This window comes from uncultured Maritalea sp. (assembly GCF_937139385.1).
Taxonomy (GTDB): domain Bacteria; phylum Pseudomonadota; class Alphaproteobacteria; order Rhizobiales; family Devosiaceae; genus Maritalea; species Maritalea porphyrae_A.
Genome location: NZ_CAKZPW010000411.1, coordinates 1 through 7,492 on the forward strand (window position 1 = coordinate 1; position 7,492 = coordinate 7,492).

8 protein-coding genes and 1 pseudogene are annotated in these 7,492 nt (G+C 48.0%); 3 read left to right on the top strand and 6 right to left on the bottom strand.

Annotated elements, in window-relative coordinates:
- Positions 1-178: 178 nt before the first annotated feature.
- From Q0231_RS16240 to Q0231_RS16250, 3 genes are read right to left on the bottom strand one after another with little or no spacing between them, the layout of a single operon-like run.
- Complete coding sequence (locus tag Q0231_RS16240; RefSeq protein WP_299349247.1) at positions 179-682, bottom strand: hypothetical protein; 504 nt, start codon at positions 680-682, stop codon at positions 179-181.
- A 30-nt stretch (positions 683-712) separates the two neighbouring features.
- Positions 713-1,168: a hypothetical protein gene (locus tag Q0231_RS16245; RefSeq protein WP_299349249.1), complete on the bottom strand. Its 456-nt coding sequence runs from the start codon at positions 1,166-1,168 to the stop codon at positions 713-715.
- A gap of 47 nt (positions 1,169-1,215) precedes the next feature.
- The gene (locus tag Q0231_RS16250) at positions 1,216-1,527 is read right to left on the bottom strand and encodes a molybdenum cofactor biosynthesis protein MoaE (RefSeq protein ID WP_299349251.1); all 312 of its coding nucleotides are present in this window, start codon (positions 1,525-1,527) and stop codon (positions 1,216-1,218) included.
- A 147-nt stretch (positions 1,528-1,674) separates the two neighbouring features.
- Between Q0231_RS16250 and Q0231_RS16255 the strand changes: the two genes are divergently transcribed.
- Together Q0231_RS16255 and Q0231_RS16260 are read left to right on the top strand one after the other, a co-directional pair.
- A complete protein-coding gene (locus Q0231_RS16255) occupies positions 1,675-2,118 on the top strand; it encodes a hypothetical protein (protein ID WP_299349254.1) in 444 nt (147 codons plus the stop codon).
- Between the two features lie 330 nt (positions 2,119-2,448).
- A complete protein-coding gene (locus Q0231_RS16260; protein ID WP_299349257.1) occupies positions 2,449-3,849 on the top strand; it encodes an alpha/beta fold hydrolase in 1,401 nt (466 codons plus the stop codon).
- Between the two features lie 78 nt (positions 3,850-3,927).
- Here the strand turns inward: Q0231_RS16260 and Q0231_RS16265 are convergent, their stop codons facing one another.
- The gene (locus tag Q0231_RS16265; protein WP_269393953.1) at positions 3,928-4,254 is read right to left on the bottom strand and encodes a hypothetical protein; all 327 of its coding nucleotides are present in this window, start codon (positions 4,252-4,254) and stop codon (positions 3,928-3,930) included.
- A gap of 217 nt (positions 4,255-4,471) precedes the next feature.
- Between Q0231_RS16265 and Q0231_RS16270 the strand changes: the two genes are divergently transcribed.
- Positions 4,472-5,956: a GGDEF domain-containing protein gene (locus tag Q0231_RS16270; RefSeq protein ID WP_299349259.1), complete on the top strand. Its 1,485-nt coding sequence runs from the start codon at positions 4,472-4,474 to the stop codon at positions 5,954-5,956.
- On the opposite strand, the gene hpaI is transcribed toward Q0231_RS16270, so the two are convergent.
- Both hpaI and hpaH read right to left on the bottom strand, forming a co-directional pair.
- Positions 5,953-6,720 (bottom strand): 4-hydroxy-2-oxoheptanedioate aldolase, encoded by a 768-nt coding sequence (gene hpaI / locus Q0231_RS16275; protein ID WP_269393955.1) that lies wholly within the window; start codon positions 6,718-6,720, stop codon positions 5,953-5,955. The two genes, Q0231_RS16270 and hpaI, sit on opposite strands and share 4 nt — an antisense overlap.
- 17 nt (positions 6,721-6,737) lie before the next feature.
- Positions 6,738-7,492, bottom strand: a pseudogene (hpaH, locus tag Q0231_RS16280) (2-oxo-hept-4-ene-1,7-dioate hydratase); the annotation flags it as partial.

The window sequence follows — 7,492 nt, forward strand, 5'->3', positions numbered from 1 at the left end:
TGCTGCGCAAGGAGATCGCTGAACACAAGCTTTATGCCGCCAACCATTACGCCACCAAAGATGGAGTGAACCAAGAACTTGAAAAATTCCGACAGTCCATTGATCGTTTGATTGATCGGATCGATCGGGCTTTAGAGAAGTAGCGGAGTAGGCGGCGTTGGTGCTCCGCCGACGCGAATTATTGTTTCATATCTAAGTTTACACAAACTGTATGTGGTACATCTTGCGCTGCTGACCAGACGGTAAAACGCAGTATCGCTCGTTCAAGATCAACTCTTGAGCGAGCGGTGGCAGATAGCCCGCTTGCTCCTGCAGCTTGCAAGGTTAGGTATTCCGAATATGCCTGTGACATCAGATCCGCACCAGTATCAGTTTGCAGGTTTAGCAATTCGTCGACGGTTTCCAGTAGTGCTAAAAACTCTCCTGCGGCCTTGGGAAACTTCAAAATTGCACAGCTGTTGAAGTGAGCCAAATTATGTTCAGTATCGCAGGTGGTTGACCCGTAACTGTGGCCTAACGAGCCAGCTTCCCAATATCCATCATCATCGTAAATGGTTCCAAATTGCTTGAGAATTGGACGAATTTCATCCTTAAAGTTCGCACAATTCAATCTGTTCTCGGCCGTTCGTGCTGGCAATGTCGATGTTGCGAGAATTACAATAAGAAGCAAAATTATACGCATTAAGAACACCCCTGAATTTGATTTTTATCACTACTTATTCAACAGCTTCAACAATTCCCGTTGGGCCAACACTCCAAGCATCTGTCTTGACGCTTGTTTGCTGAGCTTAATCTTGCCGCGTTCTGCATCATGAATGGTCTTATGGCGTGTATTGTCAACACCACCAATGCCAATCAGTTTGCCAAATTGCGCGCGCGCCATCGGCTTCCCGTCAAAGCCTAACGCCTCACGCGCTTGAGTAATAATATCTCCTTGAAACTGCACTTCTTCGCGCATGCGGCCAGTATAAAGCTTGGCCAATAGTGCGTTCTCAAACCAACCACTTGGTTCCGGAAGTTTGGCCAACCACGTTTTGGCTGCGCTGATATCGTCAAGCGCCGGCGCGTCCTTCACCGTGCGCAAACGGGCAAGCAGATCATCATCGCTTTGCTCACTGTAAATGGCAGGAATAACGCCATCAGGCAAAACTGCTATTGCTACAGGCATCTTCATTCTCCTTTGATGAAGTGGGGCGGCATTGCCGCCCCGTTCTGTTACTCGATGATCTCAGCTTGACCGTCTATCGAAACAAACACTGCCAACTGATCGGTGATGGCCAAAACGTCCTTTGCAATGGCGATCAACAAGTCTGCATCGGCTGATTTGTCTTTTGTCGCTGCTGAAAAGATGATTGTTACAGGCTCTTTAAACAGGGTGCCATCGTTGCTTACCCATCCGCCTTCAGCGTCGATTGCTGTATAGCCACCAAACACATTGCAAAAGTTTGCTTTTACGCCATCGGTGACTGCAGCAAGGCTTTCGCCTGAGTTGTTTTGTTTGGGGATAATGATCTCGACTTTGTTCATCAACTTTCTCCTTTGTGTGGGAACCCAATCCCTTTGTTGATAGAATTACATTAGGGGTAAATACCCCTAATGTAAAGGGCTTTTTGCCAATTTACTAAGATAAAAATTTATTTTGTTTATGATTTGTTCTCATGATAATTAGCGAATATGAGAGCAAGCACAAAGACATTGTTGGAGGCGAGGCGGGTTGGCCTGCAGCTGGTGGCTGTGTGCCACAATATGAATTGCCGAAAGTCGCAGGCTGTGGATCTCGATTCGGTTATTTCATATGTTGGTGCGCAACACGAAATGCTGCCGGTTCTGAATGTTCGTCACTTCAGTGAGCGGATGGTCTGCCCGCACTGCAATCATCGCGGCATGTTTGTTTGGCCGGTGGTAAATGATGATGCGGAACCAAACTTAGAAGACGCTTTGTTCTCAATCAAAGAGTGGGAAAAAGGTGGTAAAGTGACAAGCATTTGCGAAACCACAAGTTTCAAAGTTGCCATTGCAGCCTATGCGGCTGCGCTCTTGGAAAACCCCAATAAACACATTACCCTGCAAGAACGTGCACGGGTTTTGAGAGATTCTAAGATTAAAGAGGTGGGTTAGAGTTCCAATTCTTCATTTTCGCGATACCTATTGTGATACCTATTGTGATACAAAATCAATGTGAGTTGAATTAAGTAACTGAAATATATAGCATTGATGCGGATTTCGAAGCGCGCTACCCGCTCCATTTACCTTTTTCAATATGTTTAAATTTCACAAGTGATCGCCTAGATTTCGTACAGTTTTCTTTGGCGGCTGGTGTGCGTTTGACCCTTTCATTCATTTGTGAACTAATGACTTTTGCGCCAATTGCTGGTGCAAGGCTGTGATTTGCTTCGCATTTTGGAAGTAGAAACGCGTTACTTATGTGTTTTTGGGAGCGTACTTTAAGTGTTGGAACATGATCGTCACGCAGCCCTTGAAGTTATGGACCGTATTCTGTCCATTTCCACAAAACTCACTAAATCTGAACGGCTGGCACTTGTTAGCCATCCGAGTGCTACTGAGAATTGCGAAGAAGAAGTGGGGCTGCATTTGCGGAACGATGGAACTTTTAGCCAAGCGGCTTCGGCGCAAGGCAAATATGGGGAGAATTTTGTTTCAGACTATGCAATTGCCGCATGTTTTTTTGCGCGATTTGACGAATCCATCACGCCCGCAGAACTTGATTTGTTGAAAAACCTGTTGTGTGGCGCCAGTTTGCGTCGAGCAAGCCAAGACGACGGTCGATCCTATCAAACGAAACGCAACCAATTGGCCGCTTTGCGCTCGAAAGCGCAAGTTAGTTCACAGGCCGAGCTTTTGCAGATTGTTTCTGTCTTGCTGACGAGTTTGGTGAATTCAGGACAAGACAGCGCTGAAGATCCTGTGTCGCGTCTCAAGTCACTGCTTGATCAATATTATCAACCCCACGCCCGATTGCACCGTACAACATTCGAAAGCGGGCGAGAGCTATTGGTTGCGGACTTAGGACCGCTGGATGGGCAGCCTTGTTTTTTGATGCACCCAAGTGTCGAGCCTCTGGTGCCATTGCCCAATCGGGCGGATTTCTTAGAAAGTGCGAACATTCGTGTACTCATCCCACTACGTCCAGGTTTTTTTGGCCGACCATTGGATAAGACACATCCAGAGATGTCGTTAAGCGATTTTGTGGATGATTGTTTTATGTTTTTGACCTCTTTTGGTCTAACAAGTTTGCCTATTGTCTCGATTACAGCTGGTGGAATGTCAGCGATGTTGTTGGCCGACCGGCTAGGTGAAAGCTGCGAGCAGCTTTTAATGTGCTCTCCGCAATATTTTGCGCGTTCACCTCGGCCCGCAAAATCATCATATTCCGGGCATTGGGCGCAGTTGATTGGCCGCTTTCAGTGGCTTTTGTTTCCTGTATTTAACACGCTTGCTCCGCTGTTGTTAAATGAGGAATTCGCGCGAAAAATTTGGTTGAAGACTTATGAGAACAGTCCGGACGACATCAAGCATGTATTGTCGATTGTTAGGTCCGATTGGGCACCAGACTTTGCACGTGCAATGATCGATTGCAATTTAGGCGGCGTGGAAGCCGATTTGCTTGTGATGGCAGGCGATTGGGTGGACAGCCTTGGGGCGCTGAAGTGTCGGACAATGGTGTATTATGGAGAGACTGACCCATTCTCTGACCATGAATACACAAAAGGCCGCCTTGAAGCTGTAGGTGTTGAGGTTAGAATTGTGCCAGGATTTGGCCAAAATTCATTTCTCAACCGACCCGATGTCTTGTTCGACCACTTGGCGGGTCATTCGCCAATTGTTTAGTCAATACAGTTGGCCCGGATCGAGTAATTGGTGGGGAAGGCAAATGCCACCCCGCACCAGTTTTCATATGAATTGCGATTAGCGTTTGAATGTTAAAACGGTGTTGGAGCCGAATTTGGTTTTGGCGAACCCTTTGCTACGTTTCGCATTCTCTTCAGTTGAACAGGGGGCGTCTTTGTCTACTGGCTTTTTGTCACAAGTGGTTGTCGTGCCTCCATGTGAACAGCTGTAGGTCTTTTTCCCATTTTTGGTTTTACCGCCGTCCAACATGCAGTTTTCGAACAATTGACCGTTATCAAAGGTGATTTCTGGTGGTTCGTTGTCCGCTGCCTGCGCAATTGAGCCTGCAGACATAGAAAGTGCGAAGCCTAAAACGATGGCTAAGAGTGTGTTTTTGATGTTCATGATAAATCCCCAATATGGTGTGTGGTTGTTGATGTGAACAACTCTAGCGCCGCGGTTGTGACTGGTTCTCGAACGGGCTGTTCATGTTGAGTTCATTGGGGGCAAGGGGATGTTTTGAAAGCGTTGCCCACTCTTAACCTATTAAAAACCATGCCAATTAGCGCCGCATTCAACTCTGCTTGCTACTTTGGAGGTCTGTAGTTCGGGGAACTTTTGTATGGCTGCTCCACAGCGCGGTTTCAAATTCAATCTAGCCATAGGCATCTATGTGCTTTGTGCCGCCATTGTGGTTGGGTTTGCTGGTTCTAATTTTTACGTTTTGAATGCCGCAGGTGATGTCGCCAATCAAGTTCAGTTCAATGCTGAAGCCAATCTTGTTTCAAAAGAAGTGAAGCTTCAGCTGCAAGGGTTGGCGAGCGATCAAGCAGAGATTTCTTTTTTGGACGAAACTGTGTTCGAGCTTTATCGGCGCGAAATTGACCTTGAGTATGTGCAAGAAGAAATAGCTGAGGACAGTTGGCTTGAGCATGAGTTTGAGCACGTCATCATCGTTGACGAGCAAGGCAATCCACAAATAACGATTTTTAGGGACCAGTTGATGGAGCCCAGAGATGGCCTAGAGAATATCGTTGCAAATTTTGATTTGATTCAACGCGCGCGTACAAAATATTTTGCAAATCGCAAAGTGCGCGGAAAAGGATTTGTGCCGATTGGTGACCCGGTTTGGTCAAATAATGCGATTTATGCTGCCGATTATCGCATGGTTGAAGGGCAGCTTGGCATGGCCGTTGCTCAGGCAATCGTGCCTGACATTTTGGAGGTTTTACCAGATGGGAACCCCAAGATTCTTTTCATTTTCCGCCCGCTAAACAAATTCGCATTTGGCCAGGTTAGAGAGCAATTGGGGCTTTCACGTTTTTCCATTGTGGCGCAAAAAGATGCAAACCCTGAATTAGATCAGATGGTTATTGGCGGTGTCGGAAGTGCAAAAATCTCTGCGGTCTGGGAGGCTACTAAACCTTCCGCTCACATTTGGGAGAAAGCCTTGCCGTTTCTGGCTGGCCTGTTGGCTCTAATCACGGTTGGGCTTGGGTTCATTGGGTACCGCTATAGCAAGATCGTCACTCGCATTCAGGTCAGCGAAGAGCGCAATCGCTTCATGGCTGAACATGATGCTCTTACTGGTTTGCCAAACCGTCTGCAGTTTGACAATGAGTTGGACAATATCATCGCTAAAGCCGAATTGAACCGATGTGCAATCATCTGCACGGATTTGGACAAATTCAAAGACGTCAATGACACTTATGGTCACCAAGCAGGTGACGCTGTTATCAAAACGGTTGCTCAGCGCATCGCAAACGTTGTCGGCGATAAAGGAATGGCAGCACGGGTTGGTGGCGATGAGTTCATCATCTTGCTGCGCGATGGGTTGGATGAAGAAAGCGTCATGATGTTGTGCGACAACATCATCGAGACGGTGTGCGAAGAAGTGGTGTTTGACAACGGTTCAGCAGAAGTTGGCGCGAGTATTGGTGTGGCCTGGTGGCCTGACGATGCGCTTACAGCGAAGTCTGTGATCCGCAGTGCTGATCAGGCGCTTTATCGTGCTAAAGAGCTTGGGCGCGGCCAAACGGTGCGGGCGCTGGCGCCCAATGAGACGCCCGAGCGTCGCCACAACACCGATCGTCGTAAGTCTATCTAAGGTTTGAACCGATTGGCGATGCCACGCATTGCGTTTGCATATGCGGTGACATCAATGCCCACAGCAACAAATGATGCACCTAAGTCCAAACATTTATTGGCAAATACCTCGTCGAGCGTCAATATGCCAGCAGCCTTGTTAGACGCTGCGATTTTGGAAATGGCATCCGTAATTGCTCTAACGACGACATCTTCCTTGGGTTTGCCCAAATAACCCATGTCTGCTGCCAAATCTGCGGGGCCGATAAAGACACCATCGATACCATCGACCTCAAGAATTTTGTCAAGTGAATCAAGTCCAGCCTGGCTTTCTATTTGAATTAAAAGGCAAATTTCTTCACCTGCTGTGGTAAGGTAGTCTGGAATGCCGCCAAAATTTGAAGCGCGGGCGAGGGATGCGCCGACGCCGCGCACGCCTTTTGGGGGATAGTGGCAGGCGGCAACCAGCTCTTTTGCTTGCTTTGCGCTTTCAACCATGGGGATAAGAATTGTCTGCGCTCCAGCGTCTAAATATTGTTTGATCATCCATGTTTCGCCGATTGGCAATCTGACGGCTGGGGACGAATTGGATTTTTCGATCACCTGCACTTGTTTAAGGATGGATCGTAGGTCGTTGGGCGCGTGTTCTCCATCGACTAAAAGCCAATCAAATCCGGCACTTGCGGCGATTTCCGCGCAATATGAATCGGCAAGCCCGAGCCAGCAGCCAATTTGTTTGTCCCCGTTTTTGAGGGCTTGTTTGAACTTGTTTTTTGGAGCTGGCATAGGTTTGATCCTGAAAGTTAGAAGGTGCAGCTGACGTGTCCAAAGGGGCCGAAATCGGCATATATATGGTCGCCAAACTCGGTTTCCACCGGGCGAATAAATGAGCCGGAAAGGACCACGTCACCCGCGCTAATCGATTGATTATACTGGGCTAAACGATTGGCCAGCCAGACAATGCCCATAATGGGATCATTAAGAACGCCCGCGCCTAGACCTGTTTCTTCAACCTCGTCGTTTTTGGTGACGATAGCCCCAACCCAACGTAAGTCGAAGGCGCTTATTTGATGTTTTTGGGTGCCCAAAACTATCCCCGCGTTGGCTGCATTGTCTGCGATGGTGTCAAAGATTTTGCGGCTTATCCCCGTTTTGGCATCCTGTCGAACGATACGTGTGTCCAGGATTTCCAGCGATGGGCAGACATAGTCTGTGGCCGCAATCACCTGTTCGCGGGTGATGTTTGGCCCGGAAATCGGGGCTTTCATCACAAAGGCAATCTCGGCTTCGATGCGTGGTTGAATGAAGCGGTCACGCGGTATTTGGGCACTATCTTCAAAAAACATATCCTCGAACAATATGCCGCTATCTGGAATGTCGATGCCCAATGCGGATTGCATGGCTTTTGAAGTCAGCCCAATTTTCCATCCGCGCTGTTTGCCGCCAATTTCGCGCTTCTTATCCACGTAGGCAGCTTGGCCAGCCTAGGCGTCATCCATGTTCATTTCAGGGTGGGCGAGGGAGATCAATCCCATCTGCTGGCGGGGCTTTTCTGCTG

Coding starts and splice junctions, on each gene's coding strand:
- Q0231_RS16255 (WP_299349254.1), top strand. CDS start 1,675: ATGAGAGCAAGCACAAAGACATTGTTGGAGGCGAGGCGGGTTGGCCTG.
- Q0231_RS16270 (WP_299349259.1), top strand. CDS start 4,472: ATGGCTGCTCCACAGCGCGGTTTCAAATTCAATCTAGCCATAGGCATC.
- Q0231_RS16250 (WP_299349251.1), bottom strand. CDS start 1,527: ATGAACAAAGTCGAGATCATTATCCCCAAACAAAACAACTCAGGCGAA.
- Q0231_RS16245 (WP_299349249.1), bottom strand. CDS start 1,168: ATGCCTGTAGCAATAGCAGTTTTGCCTGATGGCGTTATTCCTGCCATT.
- Q0231_RS16240 (WP_299349247.1), bottom strand. CDS start 682: ATGCGTATAATTTTGCTTCTTATTGTAATTCTCGCAACATCGACATTG.
- hpaI (WP_269393955.1), bottom strand. CDS start 6,720: ATGCCAGCTCCAAAAAACAAGTTCAAACAAGCCCTCAAAAACGGGGAC.
- Q0231_RS16265 (WP_269393953.1), bottom strand. CDS start 4,254: ATGAACATCAAAAACACACTCTTAGCCATCGTTTTAGGCTTCGCACTT.